19 protein-coding genes are annotated in these 17,569 nt (G+C 44.5%); 16 read left to right on the top strand and 3 right to left on the bottom strand.

What is annotated here, in order from left to right; all coding sequences use genetic code 11:
- Positions 1-403 precede the first annotated feature (403 nt).
- From DESLBE_RS15390 to DESLBE_RS15375, 4 genes are all read left to right on the top strand, one after another.
- Positions 404-1,180 (top strand): sulfite exporter TauE/SafE family protein, encoded by a 777-nt coding sequence (locus DESLBE_RS15390; protein WP_015942641.1) that lies wholly within the window; start codon positions 404-406, stop codon positions 1,178-1,180.
- The gene (yaaA, locus tag DESLBE_RS15385; RefSeq protein ID WP_011458998.1) at positions 1,177-1,932 is read left to right on the top strand and encodes a peroxide stress protein YaaA; all 756 of its coding nucleotides are present in this window, start codon (positions 1,177-1,179) and stop codon (positions 1,930-1,932) included. Before DESLBE_RS15390 ends, yaaA begins: the two co-directional genes overlap by 4 nt.
- Positions 1,933-1,966: 34 nt before the next feature.
- Entirely contained in the window at positions 1,967-2,866 is a 900-nt protein-coding gene (locus DESLBE_RS15380; RefSeq protein WP_005810534.1) for a GNAT family N-acetyltransferase, read from the top strand.
- 130 nt (positions 2,867-2,996) lie between these two features.
- Complete coding sequence (locus DESLBE_RS15375) at positions 2,997-3,320, top strand: thioredoxin family protein (RefSeq protein ID WP_005810532.1); 324 nt, start codon at positions 2,997-2,999, stop codon at positions 3,318-3,320.
- 100 nt (positions 3,321-3,420) lie between these two features.
- Here DESLBE_RS15375 and DESLBE_RS15370 read toward each other — a convergent pair whose 3' ends face one another.
- Positions 3,421-3,873, bottom strand: a complete 453-nt coding sequence (locus tag DESLBE_RS15370) for a helix-turn-helix domain-containing protein (protein WP_005810530.1) — start codon at positions 3,871-3,873, stop codon at positions 3,421-3,423.
- A gap of 138 nt (positions 3,874-4,011) precedes the next feature.
- On the opposite strand from DESLBE_RS15370, the gene DESLBE_RS15365 reads away from it, so the two are divergent.
- From DESLBE_RS15365 to DESLBE_RS15355, 3 genes are all read left to right on the top strand, one after another.
- Positions 4,012-4,617 (top strand): hypothetical protein, encoded by a 606-nt coding sequence (locus DESLBE_RS15365; RefSeq protein WP_005810527.1) that lies wholly within the window; start codon positions 4,012-4,014, stop codon positions 4,615-4,617.
- A 208-nt stretch (positions 4,618-4,825) separates the two neighbouring features.
- A complete protein-coding gene (locus tag DESLBE_RS15360) occupies positions 4,826-5,488 on the top strand; it encodes an HD-GYP domain-containing protein (protein ID WP_011459001.1) in 663 nt (220 codons plus the stop codon).
- A gap of 171 nt (positions 5,489-5,659) precedes the next feature.
- Positions 5,660-6,109, top strand: a complete 450-nt coding sequence (locus tag DESLBE_RS15355) for a hypothetical protein (protein WP_018214504.1) — start codon at positions 5,660-5,662, stop codon at positions 6,107-6,109.
- Positions 6,110-6,225: 116 nt separating this feature from the next.
- On the opposite strand, the gene DESLBE_RS26600 is transcribed toward DESLBE_RS15355, so the two are convergent.
- On the bottom strand, positions 6,226-6,381 hold the full coding sequence (locus tag DESLBE_RS26600; protein ID WP_005810521.1) for a hypothetical protein: 156 nt from the start codon (positions 6,379-6,381) through the stop codon (positions 6,226-6,228).
- Between the two features lie 27 nt (positions 6,382-6,408).
- On the bottom strand, positions 6,409-7,878 hold the full coding sequence (locus DESLBE_RS15350) for a putative sulfate exporter family transporter (RefSeq protein WP_011459002.1): 1,470 nt from the start codon (positions 7,876-7,878) through the stop codon (positions 6,409-6,411).
- An 818-nt stretch (positions 7,879-8,696) separates the two neighbouring features.
- On the opposite strand from DESLBE_RS15350, the gene DESLBE_RS15345 reads away from it, so the two are divergent.
- The 9 genes from DESLBE_RS15345 to dsrM all read left to right on the top strand — a co-directional run bounded on the left by DESLBE_RS15345 (position 8,697) and on the right by dsrM (position 17,564).
- Complete coding sequence (locus DESLBE_RS15345; RefSeq protein WP_011459003.1) at positions 8,697-9,596, top strand: respiratory nitrate reductase subunit gamma; 900 nt, start codon at positions 8,697-8,699, stop codon at positions 9,594-9,596.
- Between the two features lie 33 nt (positions 9,597-9,629).
- On the top strand, positions 9,630-11,243 hold the full coding sequence (locus DESLBE_RS15340) for a (Fe-S)-binding protein (RefSeq protein ID WP_005810511.1): 1,614 nt from the start codon (positions 9,630-9,632) through the stop codon (positions 11,241-11,243).
- Positions 11,244-11,289: 46 nt separating this feature from the next.
- Entirely contained in the window at positions 11,290-12,984 is a 1,695-nt protein-coding gene (locus DESLBE_RS15335; RefSeq protein ID WP_144677462.1) for an FAD-dependent oxidoreductase, read from the top strand.
- 137 nt (positions 12,985-13,121) lie between these two features.
- Positions 13,122-13,310 carry a 4Fe-4S dicluster domain-containing protein gene (locus DESLBE_RS15330; RefSeq protein WP_072775310.1) on the top strand — a complete coding sequence of 63 codons (189 nt, stop codon included), beginning with the start codon at positions 13,122-13,124 and terminating at the stop codon, positions 13,308-13,310.
- 39 nt (positions 13,311-13,349) lie between these two features.
- Complete coding sequence (gene dsrA, locus DESLBE_RS15325) at positions 13,350-14,537, top strand: dissimilatory-type sulfite reductase subunit alpha (protein WP_144677461.1); 1,188 nt, start codon at positions 13,350-13,352, stop codon at positions 14,535-14,537.
- A gap of 13 nt (positions 14,538-14,550) precedes the next feature.
- A complete protein-coding gene (gene dsrB / locus DESLBE_RS15320) occupies positions 14,551-15,609 on the top strand; it encodes a dissimilatory-type sulfite reductase subunit beta (protein ID WP_144677460.1) in 1,059 nt (352 codons plus the stop codon).
- A 42-nt stretch (positions 15,610-15,651) separates the two neighbouring features.
- Positions 15,652-15,873, top strand: coding sequence for a hypothetical protein (locus DESLBE_RS15315; protein ID WP_015942642.1), 222 nt, complete (start codon positions 15,652-15,654; stop codon positions 15,871-15,873).
- 102 nt (positions 15,874-15,975) lie between these two features.
- Positions 15,976-16,566, top strand: coding sequence for an RsbRD N-terminal domain-containing protein (locus DESLBE_RS15310; RefSeq protein ID WP_144677459.1), 591 nt, complete (start codon positions 15,976-15,978; stop codon positions 16,564-16,566).
- Entirely contained in the window at positions 16,563-17,564 is a 1,002-nt protein-coding gene (dsrM, locus tag DESLBE_RS15305; protein WP_005810497.1) for a sulfate reduction electron transfer complex DsrMKJOP subunit DsrM, read from the top strand. The genes DESLBE_RS15310 and dsrM overlap by 4 nt, the downstream gene beginning before the upstream one ends.
- Positions 17,565-17,569 lie beyond the last annotated feature (5 nt).

The following is a 17,569-nucleotide window of genomic DNA, read 5'->3' as shown; positions in this document are numbered from 1 at the left end:
GGTCCTGGGAAAGTAAGTCGTTGCCAGGTAGTGCAGGAGACCATCGATTACGATGGTCTCTTTGCTTTGGGGCAAATTACGCACCAGTGCGTAATTTGGCATAAAGCATTTAAGTTCTCGTGGGTGGAAGTGTTATCTTTTTTCCTTGTGGAAAAAACAAGGTGTGTAAGAAGATTTGGGGTCGGTCCCACCCGTACGCCGGCGCCACGTAGTAGGTTTATGTGGCCGTGTGGCTTGGCCGAAATGAGCACTGCCCACACTGCAGGAGATTTGTCACGGGAAGCAGCGTGGCGAAAGGTTCATTCGCCTTTCGTGTTGCCAGGTAAGAGAGAAATTTGATTTGCAAAATACCATAACTTGCATATATAATCACTGTTAAAAGAAACTTTGGAGGCATAAATAGATGAATATATTTATGGGGCTGGCAATCGGCTTGCTGTCGGGATTTTTCGGTGGTCTTGTTGGCTTGGGCGGCGGAATCATTATGATCCCTCTTATGGTAGGCCTTTTGAAAATTAATCAACATATGGCTCATGGTACCAGCTTGGTAGGCGTGGTTTTCACCGGGATTTCAGGTGCTATAACATATTCCCTGAGTGGTTCCATTGAGTTAGTGCCGGCACTTCTATTGGCCTCTACAGCGATGATAACGGCCAGATTAGGAGCCCGTTATGCTACATCTCTTCCGGAGTGGAAATTGAAAAGATCCTTTGGGTATTTTCTTATTTTTGTAACCATAGTTTTTTTGCTAAAACCATATCTCGGAGAGTTTTCCCTATCCTCAACTGTATGGATAAAAACAATCATATTGCTAGGCATTGGCGCTTTTGCGGGATTTCTTTCTGGAATGATGGGAGTCGGCGGTGGGTCGATCATGGTACCTGCTATGGTAATTTTTGCAGGTATGGGTCAGCAGGTAGCTCAGGGAATTTCGCTGCTTGCTATGATTCCGGCATCGGCAATCGGCGCTTTTACACACAATCGTAACGGGAATGTTCACACAAAAATCTTACCGGGTTTAGTAGTGGGTATTCTACCGGGTACATTTTTGGGCGGCTCCTTAGCTCACATATTGCCAGAGGTTGCCTTGCGCATTATTTTCGCAATTGTGGTAGTCTATACAGCCATAAAGAATATTAGAGCTAAAAAACCCGAAACCGCTGTGGAACCGTCTACATGAAAATCATTATCTCTCCGGCAAAGAAAATGAATATGGATGGGGATTTTCTTTCACCCCGTAATATACCTGTATATCTTGAAAAGGCCAAAAAGCTGCAAAGACACCTGCAAAGCCTGCCCTATGAGGAACTCAGAAAACTGCTCTGCTGTAACGATGAGATCGCCGGTTTGAACTATGAGCGCTATCAAACAATGGACTTATCAGGATACACAAGCCCGGCAATTTTAGCTTACGATGGCATTCAGTACAAGTATATGGCACCCCAGGTATTTGAGGATGATTATTTCGATTATATAGAAAAGCATCTGCGGATTTTATCCGGATTTTATGGTATATTGAAACCTTTCGACGGAGTTGTACCCTACCGGCTGGAAATGCAGGCGAAGTTGAAAACCGACTTCTGCCGAAATTTGTACGATTATTGGCAGGACGATATTTATCGGGAATTGACCCAAGAGGATACCACGATTCTCAATCTTGCTTCGGCTGAGTACAGCAAAACGATTGAGAAATACCTGACTGCCGGCATCAACTATGTTAAGTGCGTGTTCGGTGAGCTGAGAGACGGCAGAGTAATCGAAAAAGGAGTTTATGTAAAAATGGCCCGGGGTGAAATGGTCCGTTTTATGGCTGAAAAAGCCATTAAAGATCTGGAGCAAATCAAAGAATTTAATAGGCTTGGATTTAGGTACAGGGAGCAATTGTCGGATAATAACACCTTTGTATTTGTGAAGGCCATGGCAGAAAAATAAAAAAAGAACAAATTCATGAGGGCGAGGAGAAATTATGATTAATAGCTTAGCCGACCCTTCCATAAACTTAAGAGAAAGCTTAGATGCCAAGAGCTATACGCATATTAATAACCTGCAGAGACTGTGTTTGGAGCATGACCGAACAAATCTGAAATTGGAACTTGACTATAAGTTGAGTCGAGCCGAGGGCAAACCAGGGAGCCTGAAGACAATTAATGAGTTTATGTGTTATGAGGGAGAGCTTCTCATTGGTTATATGGGTATTTGTGATTTTGGTGGAGAGGAAATTGAAGTTAATGGTATGGTCCACCCTGATTATCGAAAGAAAGGGATATTTAAAACCTTGTTCTCCTTTGCCAAGAATGAATGGAGTAAGAGGAGAGCGTCCAGGATGCTTTTATTGAGTGATCGTGATTCACTTACGGGACAGGCATTTATTAAAAGGGTTTCCGGAGTGAAATATGAACACACAGAGTACGAGATGTTTTTGCAGAGTGATACGAAGCAAGAATTAAATTCCTGTAAGGTAGTACTAAGAAAAGCGACCGGCAACGATACCCGGGAAATTGCCAGACAAAACTTTATCTATTTTGAGCAAGAGAGCCAGGATGAGAATATGCTTATACCTGAGGAAGAAGCGAGAGCGGGCATGATCATCTATATGGCTGAAGTCAATAATTGTGTAATAGGAAAAGTCCATTTGGATATCAGCTCTAATGTTGGGGGTATTTACGGTTTAGGAGTACTTCCGGAGTATCGCAGAAAGGGTTATGGCAGAGACATTCTGACCTTAGGCATTAAAGAGTTAAAAAGCAACAATTTCCAAGAGATTATGCTTCAAGTTAATGTCAAAAATGAAAAAGCGCTTGATCTCTATCGTTCCTGTGGTTTTGAGGTTACGTCAACCATGGATTATTATGAATTAAAAAAGTGAATGCGCACTCTTCCTTAATATTCGCCTTACGAAGGGCTATGTTATGCCTGATTGGCTTGTAATTATAATAACAATGTATTATAGTTAATAGAAACAAGTGATCTTGATAGTGAGGGGAGTAAAGATACCGATGGCCTTAAAACAACTTGATTCCAATAGCTTCGAAGAGATTATCTATGATAATGGTGAAGCCTGCCTGGTTCTCTTTTCAAGAAAGAGCTGCCATGTCTGTAAAGAGGTAGGTCCTATGGTGGAAGACCTGGCGCCAAAATACAGCGGAAAGTTCGGATTCTACTATGTAGATGTCGAAGAAAATATGACTTTATTTCAAAGATTTTCTTTAAAAGGGGTTCCCCAGATTTTATTTTTTAAAGACGGGGAATACCAAGGGAAACTTTCAGGCAATGTTGAGGAAGAAGTCCTGGAAGAAAAAATAGCGGAAATTCAAGCATAAAATGATTTTAAAAAACACCTTGGAAGGTCCAAGGTGTTTTTGATCGTGAGGCAGCTGGTCGCAACGAGTGGACCAATAGCAGGAGCGCGCCTAGGAGCGCTTAGGAACTGCTTAACTCAAATAAACGTGTTAATGCTTCTTCCTTGTCAAAGGAACTGAACCAACGATAGCCATCGTCATCCAATATCCGATAGTGCTTACTAATAAGGTTTTGCTGCAACCGGAAAAGACCTTCCTTATGAACATCCGCCCACCAGATTTTGCCCCCCATAGTTTTCTCCTTTGGGCTATCAATGCGCTCGTGGGCGATTGTTCTTAATACTTCTAAAGGATCGTCTCCAAAAATAGATTGCATAATCTCACTTTCTCTAAACATGGCACAAGTGGCAACGACAACCCCCCAGCTGGCATAATCTCTGCCCTTTTCAATCTGGACAAGGGTTTTCTTAGATATGCCGATGATATCGGCCATTCTATCTTGGGAATAGCCGTTTTCAACCCGAATCAGCTTTATCTTGCTCGAAACAAGTTTGATCGCTTTTTCTTTGTCCATACTGGTTCCTCCCGGATTCTCTACAAACGAAATAAGTATTGATTGAATTTTCCCTTATAGTGTATAATTACACTGTAAGGGAAATATATTTCTTTTACTATTATAGCACGAACAGGAAAGGGGAGGGAAGATTTAGTCATGGATATGGGTAAAAAGAGAAAAATTATTATTCCTGCGGCAGTTGGGTTAGGGCTGCTTATAGCTGGGTTCGCCTATTTGATGCAAATACGGGGAGAATTTAAGGACTATCTCAGTGAAAAATACCCGGAGCAAACGTTTCAGGTCGGATTCATTAAAATTGATCCTATCTATGGAAGTTATTTTACAACAGCCAGTTGCTTAAATGATGATGTGTCTTTTCCTATCCGTAAGAGCTTCCGTACAGAAAACATCAATGAAAGCTATCTCCAAACCAAGAGCCATAATCAATACAACGCATATATCAAGGAAGTCTTTAATGAGAGCGGCATCAAAAACCATATTATAAGTGTAACAGGAGGAGGTAAGGACCACTATCAAAATGACGGGCATTATGACCAAATAAACCTCTACTTAACTGAAGAAGCTGATCTTATATCCGTAACGAAGACGGCTCTGAACTTATTGAGAGAAAAGGGTGTTCAGGCCGATACAGTTATTCTGACTCAAGAAAAAGACGGTCATGTTTATGAACTGTATGGGTCCACCGCGGATTATGCTTTAACTGAAGATCAACTAAGGGAGAAAATAAGGAAGATAAAATAGACCAGTTCTAACGACTATTGTATAATTGAAGTAAAGGAAGGTTAAGAAAGCCTTCCTTTTGTGCTTATACATATCATCAAATTGGCAACTTAATTGAAAGTTGTTCTCGGTAGAGGGGATATGCTGTATAATGATCAATGATGGAGCTATAAAGGAAGTCTTTCCCTAGAGGAAAAAAGGGTTTAGTAGAATATAAGGAGATCAAACTATGCTATATAGACTGATGAAACGGTTCAGTGACTATAATATATTGCATGATGTCATTGATTGCTTAACAGCGTCACTGGAAGCAAAGGACAATTATACAAGCGGTCATTCCAATCGAGTAGGGGATATGGCTTTTGATATTTGCAAAAGCCTCAAATTATCTATTGTGGAGCGGGATCGCATCCATATTGCTGCCCACCTCCATGATATCGGCAAGATCGGCATCCCCGACCATATTCTTAATAAACCCGGAAGACTATCCCCAGCGGAATGGGCACAAATTCAAGGTCATCCGGAAATCGGCTACACTATTTTAAGTAAATCAAGAAAGCTTAAAGATATCGGACAAATTGTCCTTAGCCATCATGAACGATGGGATGGCAAGGGTTACCCACATGGTCTAAAAGGGGAAGAAATCCCTTTGGGAGCAAGAATTATTGGCGTGTGTGACAGTATTGATGCTATGACCTCTGATCGGGCTTACCGTAAAGCCTTTACCTGGGCGGAGTGCAAAGCGGAGATAATAGCCAACAAAGGCTCGCAATTCGATCCCGAAGTGGTGGAAGCCATTACGGATTCATTATGGAGCAAATGGCAAATGGAGTATTGCAAAGAAAGAGAAAGAGAGCGCAGCCTTGGCCAAGGAATCCAGAGCGCGACTTAACCCCAGGAGTATCCTCAAAAATTAACGGGATATCCTTATTTAGATCTGTCAAATTTAAGGAAAATCCTTATAATTAGAGATAGGGATGGTCGTCCATCCATCCATGGTAAGGTTATCCTGGATTGTGATTGGGGGATCAATATCAAAGTAAACTTTTGGAAGGAGTAAAGAATGGATATTAATTATGCAATTAAAGAGGTCATACGCCATCACCGGCAAGCGGTTCAAAAATCAGCCTGGGAATTCATCGACGTGGACACCTTATATACTCTTAGAGATATAGCGATAACTGTTGAGGATGAAAAATTTCACGTGATGGGTGATTCGGACAAATATTACGTCATGGTTAGAAAATCTTCAATGGATAATGATGTGATCATGTTCGGCAGGGTAGATGGGGGCAATTTGGAGAAAACCTTAGCAAGGGATATTCCCAAAGTAGGGCTTGCGATCCTGGCAATAAGGCATATCGAAGATGATCATTATATAGATGATTTACTTTCAGCGAGAAGAGAAGAGCTGCTGGACCAACTCATTCTATGTTTCGGGAGTGAAAGGTTCAACCTGGCTGATGGAACCAGCTTCACTTTACAAGAACTTAAGCAAGCTGTTTCGCACTGAAAAAGTTTTGTTTCGATAGCTCTTGAGGATGAATAGGTAAAGGGAGTACCGCCAAACTACTTTGCTCAAGCAGTGGGGCGATACTCCCTTATTACTTTTCAGGCTTTAGCTGAAGGCTAGAATTTGAAGATGATCACGAAGATAACCAGAAGTGTAAGCCCTAATCCTAACGAACCGCCAATAAGTTTCTTTTCGATAGGTAGAAGATCATACCATTCATCTTCGTAAGCTTTTTTAGCAGCAGGCGCTTGTTGCTCAGTTTTAATTGCCATTTTAATTCCCCCTTACATTATAAGTGATTAAACAGTCGGAGGCGTAATTCCATGGTAGAAGAGCCAGGAGATGAACAGTCCGAACCAGAGAATGAAGCCGAAGAGAGCAATACCATAAATGGCAACGATACGTCCCATTCCTTCTGCCCAGAGCTTACGAACGTTAGTGACTAAGCCGATGGAGAAGAAACATAAGCCAAAGAAGATAGTTCTGAAAGCATTGCCTTCATTAACGCCTGTGCTTAATGCCTTGACGCCATCAGGATTATTCACACCGACTAAGAACAGGATGAGGAAAGTCAGTACGAAACCGATGATGAATTTGGGGAAACGATCCCAGATATCTACGGCACTGACTTTATTTCTTTCACCAGGATTTGCACTGGCATTTTTATCGATGGGGAATACGGACCAGATAATAGCCAGAATGAAGGCCCATACACCGATAAAGATGTCGATGAAGACTTTCGTGGTGGTAGCGACCATCAAGATCCAGCCTTCTTCCCAGTTGATGCCCAGTTCCCTTAAGGCACGGCCTCTGATCAAGGAGTCGGTGATAGCACCACTGGCGATAGCGCCACCGTCGGATTTAACAGCCAGACCCATCCAAGCACCGGCAACCATAGGATCCTTGAACAAGAAAGCTTGTGCTAACCAAGGCAATAACAAGAGTTCGAGGGCAACGAAAACGATGATAACAGCGGAGAGAATTACAGGAATAACGGGACGGGCACGGATAGCACTACCAGTAGCGATAGCAGCAGAAACACCGCAGATGGAGATACCGGATGCCAAAGGTGCTGCCCATTCTGGTGTGAATTTGAAGAATTTACGAGCGATAAGGTAAACTACCGGCCAGTAGATCAAGTAAGCTTCAACAACAGCACAAAGTCCCCGGATGATGATTGTTGTAGCCAGACCAAAGGCATCGAGAGTTTTAATAGCAATGGAGGCACCAAGAACGACGATACCGATTTTAATAAATAATTCAGGTTTTGCAGCTTCTTTTAAAAAGTCGGCTTGTTTAATAAAGAAGTTCCCAATAATAAGACCGACTACCATGGCGATGATATAACCCATTTCGCCTAGACCAAGAGACCAGCCAATGCCATAACTAGCAGTCTTATCAGGTGTAGCTCCGATATAAGCAATGTTGCCTAACATGAGGCAACCCATGGTTACCCAGAAAATAATTGAAAAACCAATGGCGTATTTTTTTAGATTAGAGCCGACAAATTTAGCGGCAACAGTGGTGATAGCTAAAACGAATAAGAAAGTCACTAATAAGGATGTGAAACCATTCAGGCCCGTAGCCTTGGATACAGGAGCAAAAGCTTTTGCAGGTTCGATCCATACACTTGCTTTGGTTACCCAGCCTAACAGGTCTGCCCCAAAGTAAGGTCCTAAACCTAATGCGAAGATAAATAGCCCTAGCCAGGCCGCCCACCAGTCTTCATTTTGAAGAGCCTTTTTTCTTGCGTAAGTATTCGTGGACAAGTTCTCCACCTCCCTGAGATTGTGAGCATATTTCATTTACATTTAGAAATGTGTTATTAAGACGACATTCGTATTATTATTCACTTATGTGGGTAGATTTAGAAAGTAATATGGTATAATTAGGGTTCGAAACGATGCTTAGTAATATCGTATTAGCGAATCTACTTAAGTTTTAGTTCCTCCTCCTTTACAAAAGTTTGTGAATGTGAAAGTAATCGAAAATTGTCATAAATCACCCCCTCTAGGTTTAAGTTATTTTATTCATCCACGCTGGATGAAAGATAACAAGTATACAAAGATTATTAAACTGAATATTTGGAATACTCACAAGTCGAGTGTTTGCTGTTATAATATAACTAATAAGGGAAAAAAATCATAGGGAAAGATACCACATTCACATTAATGCCGTGAAAGTGAAAAGATGTTCTATTTGTTTTTATTATAGGTCCTATAACTAAATATGTGAAATATGAATTTAAAATGAACGATATAGGGATAATTTATGGAGGAAATTTCACAAAGTTTATTGAGACTAATTCACTCTGTCTATTGAAGCAGGCTTTAGGGCTGCCGGGCAGGCCGGGCTGAGCTTTCCGGTGATGGTTATACCTAAACCAATATCCGGGCTCAGGATGGATAAAAGGGATACCGTATCAAGAAGAGCGGTACCGGGAAAGAGTATGAAGTTAATTTCCTACTAGGTATCGGTAATCCTAATGTTCACAATTGCAAAAGCAAATTTTACAAAGACTTTAAACTGACCTAGACTAAAAGTGATAGTATTAACAATCATTACTAAATCAAGGAGGTAGAAGACATTGTTTCTAGTCTTTTATGCGATTCTAGCCATGTTTTTATTTTTAGCACTCTCTGCGTATAAAGCGTATGAGTACACTAAAATGCCAATGCATGGGCGCTTGGATCTCTATCCTGTTCCCAAAGAAAAGGGGCATGAGCATGGAGGATCCTATTATGAGCAAGCCGAATGGTGGGCTAAGCCTCATGAAACATCGACAGCATCCGAGATTGTTGACATGTTGAAGGAGATTCTGTTCATTAAAAAGCTTTTCCAGAACCAAAAATCTCTTTGGTGGCTATCCTATTCACTTCACCTGGGCATTTATTTTATTATCGCTTGGACTGTAATCCTTGTAGCAGCCGCCGCAACCCAATTAGCGGGTGGAACCGTCGCCGCCGACGGCGGTCTTTGGGGTATACTCCTTTACTATGCGACCCCATTGGTTGGCTGGGTAGGTTTCTTTTTAGCGTCTTTCGGTGCCGTCAGCTTGTTGGTGCGCCGGGTCGCAGACCCCATCCTCAAAAAATACACTACGCCACAGGAATATTTCAATTTATTGCTCTTATTCGTCGTGACTTTAACCGGCGTTTTGGTGTGGAGTTCAGATATTACCATGAGCAATGCCCGGGATGCTATGGCTAATGTCCTGTCTTTCCAACCCTTGAACGGGGAGCCCTTATTGACGGTTCATATTATTCTGGCCGGAATTATGCTGATATACATCCCAATAAGCAAGATGAGTCATTATGTAGGTAAATTCTTCAGTTTTCACATGGTTATCTGGGATAATGATCCGAATGTCGCGGGCAGTAAGGTTGAGGAAAAAATCAGACAGGCTGCTCAATATCGCCCTCAGAATAAATGGTCAGCCCCCCATATTGCCGGTGCACCTGCACCTACGGAGAAGTCCCCTAAGTAGGGGTAATGAAATCGAGGAGAGGAGTTTGACATAATGATAAATCATAAAGACCTAAAGCCCAGTGATTTAAATAGGCCTGACGAGCAGTTGGTCAAAGTGGAAGAACTTATGCCTTTGCCGCGCCCTTACGATAAACCCGGCATGGAGCCCGATTTCATGGAAGTCAAACCGGCATGGCGTGAAAAGTACTGTACCTCCTTGGATGGCTTTGTTGCTATTGATACACTAACCCGTCCCAAATCCAAAGAAGAAGAAGAGGAGTTTGTCCGTAAGTTCTTGAGCGGATTGGAGAAGCTTTTCACCGACGCCAACAACGGTATGAGACAGCCCTTAATGCTTTCCTTTGAGTACTGTGCTAAGTGCGATACCTGCTCCAATGCCTGCCATATCTATGAAGGGTCCGGCAATAATGAACTTTATCGGCCCATTTTCCGGGTAGAGGCCCTGCGCAAAATCTATAAAAAGTACTTCACCACCAGCGGCAAACTGCTTGGCGGCTTAGTAGGCGCCGACCTCGAGGCAACCTGGGAAAGCATCGCCCGTCTTGGCGAATCCGCCTATCGATGCAATCTTTGCCGTCGTTGTGCCCAGACCTGTCCTCTGGGGTTGGACAACGGCATCATGGCCAAAGAAATCCGCAAGATTTTCAGCATGGAAATGGGGATTGCCCCCAGCCCCATTCACAAAAAAGGAACGGAGAATCAGCTGAAGACAGGTTCCTCCACCGGACTTACCAAGCCGGCTTTCCTGGATATCGTGGAATTCCTGGAAGAGGAAATGGATGAGAAGTTTGGCTTGAAAATCAAATTCCCCATTGATAAAAAAGGTGCCGATATTCTCTTAATGCACAATGCAGGAGAATACCGGGCCTGGCCGGAAAACCCCATCGCTTTTGCCATTCTTTTTGAAGCAGCAGGGATCGACTGGACCATCAGCAGTGAAATGATGGGCTATGACAGTGTCAACTACGGAATTTGGTATGATGATGCCCAAGCGAAGAAAATTGCTCTGGCTCAAATGAAAGTAGCCAAAGATCTGGGAGTGCGGAGAGTTGTCCAAGGGGAATGCGGACATGCTCATAAAGCGGCGGCCGTGTCGGCGGATAGAATGGCCCCCGGATCGGATAAGGTGCCTGTGGAAAGTTTCTTCCCCTTACTGCGGGATATCGTCAAATCAGGAGCCATCAAATTCGATCCCAGCCGGAACAATTTCCCGGTGACCCTTCATGACCCTTGTAACGTGGTAAGGCAAATGGGAATTGTCATGCCCCAACGGGAAGTCTTACATCAGCTCGCCCCCCAATTCCGTGAAATGACCCCCCATGGGGTAGATAACTACTGTTGCGGCGGCGGGAGCGGTTTTGCCATCATGCATAGTCAGAACTTCGGAGACTTCCTGAAAAAGATCAGTGCCCGCAAGAAGTTCGCCCAGATTCTTAACGCTTTTCAGGATACTATCGAAGATCCCCAGATCGTTAAATATATCTGTGCTCCGTGCTCCAACTGTAAAGGAACCATGCGGGATATCCTGGAGTACTACGAAGCAACAGATAAGTTCAATGTCCAATATGGCGGCTTGATTGAGCTGGTCGTCAACGCTATGGCTGATCTCAAGAGACCCTTCTTTGAGTTCTTAGAAGAAGAGTAGGCCAGATCCTGCTGCTTGCGGCGGGGCAAGAAGATGAGGTGGTAAAGTGAAAGTTGTGATTATTGGCGGGGTTGCCACAGGCCCTAAGGTAGCAGCACGCTTACGACGCCTTTCTATAGACGCCGAAATAACCGTGGTCGAAAAGGGGAAGATCGTCTCCTATGGATCTTGCGGGTTGCCCTTGTTTTTGGGCAACCTGGTCCCCAAAATAGAAGACCTTATGAAGACCTCCGCGGGGCTGATTCGCGACACCCAGTATTTTGAGGACACCAAGGGCATCAATGTATTAACCCAGACCGAGGCCCTGGCCATCGATCGTCAACAGAAAAAGGTCAGGGTCCGGAACCTTGCCACAGGCGAGGAAAGAGATCTGGACTATGACCATTTAGTTCTGGCCACAGGGGCTAAGGAAGTAGTCCCGCCCATCCCCGGAATCCAGCACCAGAATGTCTATACCTTACACAGCTTGGATGACGCGGTGAACATTAAAGCCTTGATCAAAGAAAAGAAGATCCAACATGCCACCATCATCGGTGCCGGTCTAATCGGCATTGAAGTGGCTGATGCCATTGCCGGACCGCGCCTAAAAGTCACTCTGTGCGAAAGTCAAGGCAGTGTCGTCCCCAAACTGCTTGATCCGGATATGGCCCTTCTCGTTGAACACAAGATGCGCAGCCGGGGGATCGATCTAAGACTGAATTGTCCCGTCAAAGAGTTGACCGGAGATGAGGACGGGAAGGTCAATGGAGTTATCTTAGAGAACGAATCTATCACAACCGGGTTGGTCATTGTGGCTGTAGGAGTGCGACCGGAGGTTACTCTGGCCCGACAAGCCGGTTTGACCCTTGGCATAACGGGTGCTATTCAAGTCAACCAATACATGCAGACCGACGACACTTACATCTATGCCGGCGGCGACTGTGCTGAACAAGTCAATATGCTGTCCGGCCGCCAAGTCTTTGTTCCCTTGGCATCGACCGCCAACAAGCAGGGACGGGTTATCGCTGACAATATTGCCGGAAGGGCTTCAGAGTTCCCAGCCATTTGCGCTACTTCAGTCTTTCAAGCCTTCGAACTCAATGTAGGAAGGACAGGACTGGGAGAGCCAGAGGCCAGGGAGCTGGGCTATGATGTGATAACAAGCCTGAGCACCGGCCTTGACGCAGTTCATTACTATCCCGTTCATGGGGCGGTGACCATCAAGCTCATTGCCGAAAGAACCAGCGGACGGCTGCTGGGCGCTCAGGTCTGCGGTACGGGAGAGGCTATTAAACGATTGGATGTCCTTATAACCATCTTAAGATTCAATGGCACGGTTAAGGATATCAGCAATTTGGATTTGAGCTATGCCCCGCCTTTCGCTACGGCCATTGATGCTTTGATTCATGCGGCCAATACCTTGGAGAACAAGCAACTTGGGATCGTGGATACCGTGAATCCCTTTGAGCTGCTTGAACGCTTGAAAAAAGATAAATCCATCATCTTTGTGGATGTGCGCGAAGGAGATGAGACCAGGGCCAACCCTGTGGAAGGTTCCCAGATCATAGTGATACCTTTAGGGGAACTAAGGAAACGATATACTGAAATACCTCAGGGCAGCCCAGTGGTCACGTTCTGTGAATTGGGTATTCGCGGATACGATGCAGCCTGCTTCCTTAAAGGAGTGGGATTCCAGGATGTTAGTTTTCTGGAAGGAGGGATGTCCACCTGGGGAGCCTTGCAGTCTGCCCTGAATATGTAATTGCTAAATAATACACAATGAGTATTTTGTATTGCACGATTGGAATTCTCTATTTTACACAAAGCTTGAATCGTAGTTAAATGGACTTGGAAAGTGTAAGTTCACACAAGGATTAGATAGATAGGTGGTGAAGGAAGATGTTCATCATAACCATTGATCCCGATTCATGCTCCGGTTGCGATGCCTGTGCAGATGCCTGCCCGGCACATCTGTTGAAATTCAACGGGGAAATCACCGAAGTCGTCGGCGATGAAACCGAATGTATGGGTTGTGAAAGTTGTGTATCTGTTTGCCCAACGGGTGCTGCATCCATTACAGAGATGTAGAAATATATAAAAAGAAATTCTTGAATTGGAGGTAAGGTCATGGCTGAAAAGAGAACGCCACAACTGGATGAGTTAGAAAAAGGACAATGGCCCAGCTTTGTGACGGAAATCAAAAAGGCTGCCGTGAAAAACGAAGCCTCGAAGGAACTCCTTCATCTCTTGGAAAGATCCTATGAGGAAAAGAGAGGGCATTGGAAACACGGCGGTATCGTTGGAGTTAAAGGTTACGGCGGTGGAGTAATCGGTCGTTACTCTGATTTACCAGAAGAGTATCCTAACCTGGCTGCCTTCCACACAGTACGTGTCAATTCCCCAAGCGGTTGGTTCTACAACACCCAATCCTTGCGTACTATCTGCGATATCTGGGAAAAACGGGGAAGTGGACTTATGAACTTCCACGGAGCTACCGGAGATGCGATTTTGCTTGGGACAACCACTGACCAACTTCAACCCATCTTTGATGAATTGAGTGAAGAAGGTTTTGATCTGGGTGGATCCGGTTCCGACTTAAGATCTCCCAGCTGCTGCGTTGGACCAGGACGTTGTGAGCATGCCTGCTACGACACCTTAGAAGCTTGCTATAACATCACCAACGAATACCAAGATGAGTTACACCGCCCCATGTGGCCCTATAAATTTAAATTTAAATTCTCCGGTTGTGCCAATGACTGTACCGCATCCATCGCTCGTTCTGACTGCGCCATCATCGGTACCTGGAGAGATAGTCTCATCATCGACCAAGAGGCGGTAAAAGTTTATGTTGCTGAAGGGCTGAATATCCAAGACGTCGTTTGTGACCGTTGCCCAACAAACGCCTTGAAATTCAATGCAGAAACTCAAGAATTAAGCGTTATCGCTGAAGAGTGCACACGTTGTATGCATTGCATCAACAGAATGCCCAAAGCTATCACACCTGGAAAAGAAAGAGGAGCAACCATCCTTATCGGTGGTAAGTCCACAATCGTTCAGTCTGCCTTCATGGGTTGGGTCATCGTGCCTTTCATGAAGATGGAAGGCGACTTCGAAGAGTTCAAAGATCTCATGGGTCGTATCTGGGAATGGTGGGATGAAAACGGTAAGACTCGCGAGAGAATCGGGGAAACTATCTATCGCCTAGGCATGACTAATTTCCTTACGGCAATTGGTTTACCGGCTGTACCACAAATGGTTTACCGTCCGCGTGCTAACCCCTATGTCTTCTGGCCAGAAGATGAAATAAAGAAGTAAGAGGTGGTTAATAATGGCAATTTTAGATCAGGGGCCTCTAAATTATAAGGAGCAGCTGCCGCCCATCATTCATGAGAATTATGGAAAATGGCGCTACCATGAAAATCCGAAACCAGGTGTGCTGAAACACGTTTCTGAAAGCGGAGCAGAATTATACAGCGTTCGTGTTGGCTCCCCTCGTCTTGTCTCCTTAGATTTCATTCGTGAAATTTGTAATCTGGCTGATGAGTATTGCGACGGCTACCTTCGTTTCACAGCTCGTCATAATGTTGAGTTCTTAGTATCCGATGCCGCTAAAGTTGAACCTTTGATTGCTGCTCTTGGCGAAAGAGGCCTTCCCGTAGGCGGTACAGGCGCTTCCATCAGCAATATCGTTCATACTCAAGGTTGGGTTCACTGCCATACTCCGGCTACCGACGCCTCCGGTGTGGTTAAAGCCGTTATGGATGACCTCTATGAGTATTTTGTCTCCTCAAAATTACCTGCTCAATTGAAAATCAGCTTGGCTTGCTGTCTGAACATGTGTGGTGCTGCTCACTGCAGTGATATAGCTATTGTTGGTGTGCACAGAACACCTCCACGTATTGACCATGAGAAGATCCGTAAGGGAACAGAAATTCCCAGCTTGGTGGCCAGCTGCCCCACAGGCGCTATCCGTCCTAATCCCAAAGAAAAGAGTGTCGTAGTCAACGATGCCAAGTGCATGTATTGCGGCAACTGCTACACCATGTCACCCGGTATGGAAATCATTGACCCTGATAACGACGGAATTGCCATCTTGGTTGGTGGAAAGGTCGCCAATGCGCGGACCAATCCGATGTTCTCACGGATGGTTATTCCCTTCCTGCCGAATAACCCACCTCGTTGGCCGGAAGTGACCGATGCTGTTCGCAATATTGTCGAGACCTATGCGGCCAATGCTCATAAAGGGGAGAAAATGGGTGAGTGGATCGAGAGAATTGGTTGGGAAAGGTTCTTTACTTTAACCGGTATCGAATTCAACGAAAAACTCATCGACGACTTCATCTTCTCCAGAGAGACCTTCCGTACATCCGCCGCGTTTAAATATTAAGCGTTCCATTAAATTTTCAATAGATTTAGGGGGGAAATGGATATGCAAAAAGGAGCTGCCGACCCCGTTATTAAGGAAAAGGTCTTAGCTTTTCTGGACACCGTTGAGAAGGCAAAAAGCAAGGAGATTGCTGCACAAATCGGAGAAAAAAAAGGCGATGTAGATTTAGCAGTCAAGGAACTTGCTATGGAGGACAAGGTGGAATATCTCTATATCACCACCACCTTCATCGCCCTCAAAGGTAAAGTCAAAGAACCAACCTAAGCCTTCCGAAACAACACTACTCAATGAAACTCGTTGCAGGAGGTTCTCCCCCTGCAACGAGAAAACTCCTTTTCTAATTAAAACACCAAGGAGTTGGCTTATATGGATAAGACCTTAAGAAGTCTCCTCACGGAAAAACAGGCCGTCATTATTGAAAAATGGTGTCGTGAAGTCATCAACACTTACCCTAAAGAGACAGCAAAATTCCTAAAAGAGAAACGTGATGAGTTTGCAAATCCGATCGGAAACACCATCAGCCAGGGTATTGAGCAAACCTTTACAGCCTTAATCCAAGAAAGTAAAGAGAATGAAGTGCATTTATTTTTAAAGGATATGATTAAGGTGAGAGCGGTCCAGAGCTTTACTGCTTCCCAGGCTGTGAGTTTTGTGTTCCTCTTAAAAAGGATAATTCGAGAAGAACTGGGCAAGGTGGCTGAAGAAGAGCGTATAGCCAAAGCTCTTCTGGACTTTGAAACTCAAATTGACCAGTTAGCACTTGCTTCTTTTGATATATATTCAGAATGTCGCGATAAGCTAGCAGATCTCAGGACGATGGAAATAAGAAATCAGACCTACCGACTATTGCAGCAAGCGAATTTAGTAACACCCCGTTCAGATACAGAACCTGAGGAACCACATTCCGAACCAGAACCCTTTCGGGTCAATACCAAGAGAAAAGAGGTTGTAACGTGAAAGCCTTATTTTCTTTAATCGCTGTATTAATATTGATGCTTATTCCTCTAGTAGGAGTTGGGCTGGCCAACTTACAGGGTCTATTTGGCATTGTTCTTCCCTACCTGGCCCTCATCTTATTCCTGGGGGGATTCATCTACCGGATCATGGGTTGGGCCCGCACCCCTGTGCCTTTTAGAATCCCGACCACGGTCGGGCAAGGCAAATCCTTTGACTGGATTAAGCAGAATAAGATCGAGAACCCCACCTCCAACCTCGGAGTCATCATCAGAATGGCTATGGAAGTTTTACTTTTCCGGTCCTTATTCCGGAATTCCAAGACCGAGCTGAGGAATGGAGAAAATGGTCCCCAATTGGCCCATGGCTCCAATAAATGGCTCTGGCTCTTTGGCCTGATGTTTCACTGGTCCTTATTGATCATTCTCATTCGTCATTTAAGATTGTTTTTGGAGCCGGTTCCGGCGGTTATCAGTTCCTTGGATAGTCTGGACAGTTTCTTCCAGATTGGTTTACCTGCTCTCTATATTACCGACATGCTTATTGTCGCCGCATTGACCTTTCTCTTCCTGCGGAGAGTCGTGGCCCCTCAAGTGAGATACATCAGTTTGGCCGCGGATTACTTCCCCCTCTTCCTTCTCATGGGAATCGCTGCCACAGGAATACTCATGCGCTATATATTCAGAGTAGATATCGCCAGCATCAAGGAATTTGCCGTTGGTTTACTCACTTTCACCCCTCATATCCCTGATGGAATCGGCACCATCTTTTATATTCACCTGTTCTTTGTCAGCTGCTTGTTTGCCTATTTCCCCTTAAGCAAGCTGATGCATATGGGTGGAATCTTTATGAACCCAACCCGGAATATGAAGAGCAACAACCGTATGGTAAGACATATCAACCCTTGGAACTATCCCGTTGAAGTCCATACTTATGAAGAGTATGAAGACGATTTCAGAACCAAAATGATTAAGGCGGGTATCCCGGTGGAGAAGGAGTGAAATTA

Origin of the sequence: Desulfitobacterium sp. LBE (assembly GCF_007830365.1) — a bacterium.
GTDB lineage: Bacteria > Bacillota > Desulfitobacteriia > Desulfitobacteriales > Desulfitobacteriaceae > Desulfitobacterium > Desulfitobacterium hafniense.
This window is presented reverse-complemented; position numbering and strand designations above follow the sequence as displayed.

What these genes read in the sequence shown, in the direction of transcription:
- DESLBE_RS15390 (WP_015942641.1), top strand. Translation starts at nt 404, where the DNA reads ATGAATATATTTATGGGGCTGGCAATCGGCTTGCTGTCGGGATTTTTC.
- yaaA (WP_011458998.1), top strand. Translation starts at nt 1,177, where the DNA reads ATGAAAATCATTATCTCTCCGGCAAAGAAAATGAATATGGATGGGGAT.
- DESLBE_RS15380 (WP_005810534.1), top strand. Translation starts at nt 1,967, where the DNA reads ATGATTAATAGCTTAGCCGACCCTTCCATAAACTTAAGAGAAAGCTTA.
- DESLBE_RS15375 (WP_005810532.1), top strand. Translation starts at nt 2,997, where the DNA reads ATGGCCTTAAAACAACTTGATTCCAATAGCTTCGAAGAGATTATCTAT.
- DESLBE_RS15370 (WP_005810530.1), bottom strand. Translation starts at nt 3,873, where the DNA reads ATGGACAAAGAAAAAGCGATCAAACTTGTTTCGAGCAAGATAAAGCTG.
- DESLBE_RS15365 (WP_005810527.1), top strand. Translation starts at nt 4,012, where the DNA reads ATGGATATGGGTAAAAAGAGAAAAATTATTATTCCTGCGGCAGTTGGG.
- DESLBE_RS15360 (WP_011459001.1), top strand. Translation starts at nt 4,826, where the DNA reads ATGCTATATAGACTGATGAAACGGTTCAGTGACTATAATATATTGCAT.
- DESLBE_RS15355 (WP_018214504.1), top strand. Translation starts at nt 5,660, where the DNA reads ATGGATATTAATTATGCAATTAAAGAGGTCATACGCCATCACCGGCAA.
- DESLBE_RS26600 (WP_005810521.1), bottom strand. Translation starts at nt 6,381, where the DNA reads ATGGCAATTAAAACTGAGCAACAAGCGCCTGCTGCTAAAAAAGCTTAC.
- DESLBE_RS15340 (WP_005810511.1), top strand. Translation starts at nt 9,630, where the DNA reads ATGATAAATCATAAAGACCTAAAGCCCAGTGATTTAAATAGGCCTGAC.
- DESLBE_RS15330 (WP_072775310.1), top strand. Translation starts at nt 13,122, where the DNA reads ATGTTCATCATAACCATTGATCCCGATTCATGCTCCGGTTGCGATGCC.
- dsrA (WP_144677461.1), top strand. Translation starts at nt 13,350, where the DNA reads ATGGCTGAAAAGAGAACGCCACAACTGGATGAGTTAGAAAAAGGACAA.
- dsrB (WP_144677460.1), top strand. Translation starts at nt 14,551, where the DNA reads ATGGCAATTTTAGATCAGGGGCCTCTAAATTATAAGGAGCAGCTGCCG.
- DESLBE_RS15315 (WP_015942642.1), top strand. Translation starts at nt 15,652, where the DNA reads ATGCAAAAAGGAGCTGCCGACCCCGTTATTAAGGAAAAGGTCTTAGCT.
- DESLBE_RS15310 (WP_144677459.1), top strand. Translation starts at nt 15,976, where the DNA reads ATGGATAAGACCTTAAGAAGTCTCCTCACGGAAAAACAGGCCGTCATT.